Source organism: Lacinutrix salivirga (genome assembly GCF_053604675.1).
In genome coordinates, this window is record NZ_JBSHNP010000029.1 from 1 (window position 1) to 995 (window position 995).

General features: G+C 31.2%; 2 protein-coding genes. Both read left to right on the forward strand.

The window, feature by feature from the left end; all coding sequences use genetic code 11:
• Positions 1–560 (forward strand): RHS repeat-associated core domain-containing protein (locus tag ACVC5O_RS00355; protein WP_452219471.1); only part of this gene is annotated, 560 nt, incomplete at its 5' end.
• A gap of 12 nt (positions 561–572) precedes the next feature.
• The coding region (locus ACVC5O_RS00360) for a hypothetical protein (protein WP_452219472.1) at positions 573–995 on the forward strand (423 nt) is incomplete at its 3' end.

A 995-nucleotide genomic window follows, 5' to 3' on the forward strand; every position in this document is an offset into this window, starting at 1 on the left:
CTTCTGGAGAAAAAACTTGGGAAGTAGAGTATGATATTTACGGTAAAATACGTAAGTTAGCAAAAGGTGTTGCAAGTGATTGTCCGTTTAGATACCAAGGACAGTATGAGGATGAGGAGATTGGGTTGTATTATAACAGGTTTAGGTATTATAGTCCAGACACAGGAGTTTATATATCTCAGGATCCGATTGGTATAGAAAGTACCAATCCTAATATATATGCTTATGTACACGATTCTAACTCTTTTATTGACCCATTAGGATTAAAAGAATTATATGCTTTATTGGCAAAAGAAGATGGTTGGTATCCAGTTATGGAATGGGGGAAAAAAGAACCTATAGGCGAAATGTTCCTAAAAAAAGGAGAGCTGTGGAAATTAGGAGAAACAAAAAACCCATCAAGGCGATATACTAGAAAATGGTTGAAAAAGATGAACTTGGATAAAGTTGCAACTCATAATGGTCCTAAAAAGCTAATGCAAATGCTAGAAGGAATGAAATTAAAAGGATATTTAGCTTGGAAAGGGTTTTTACCACCAGGAAATAAAGCGTGTCATTAAAATAATTTAAATATGGAAATATCCGTAGTTTGTGATACTTATTTACCTTACTTACTAGAGTTACGAGATGAACTTGAAGCTGTATGGGAAAAAGTAAATAAAAAGTATAAAAATATAAAAGAACCAAAAGAAATTGGTTTTGCTTTTAGGTGTTTACCTGAAGAAATTGAACGGAAAACATTCAGAAGATACGATAGGGATAAAGAATTGACACTTGACATAACAGTAAGTTATGAGAAATATAAAAAGATGTATAAAACAGAGATTCGTCACGATTTAGGTCATACTTTTTATAATTATTTAGAAGATTCTTTAAAAAAATATAAGTTTAAAGAAATAAATAACAAAGAGTTATTGTCGGATATAAAAAATTGGTGTAACGAAATTGGTTGGTTAGAAGATGAGGTTGACTATTCTAAAGATTTAGATTATCCA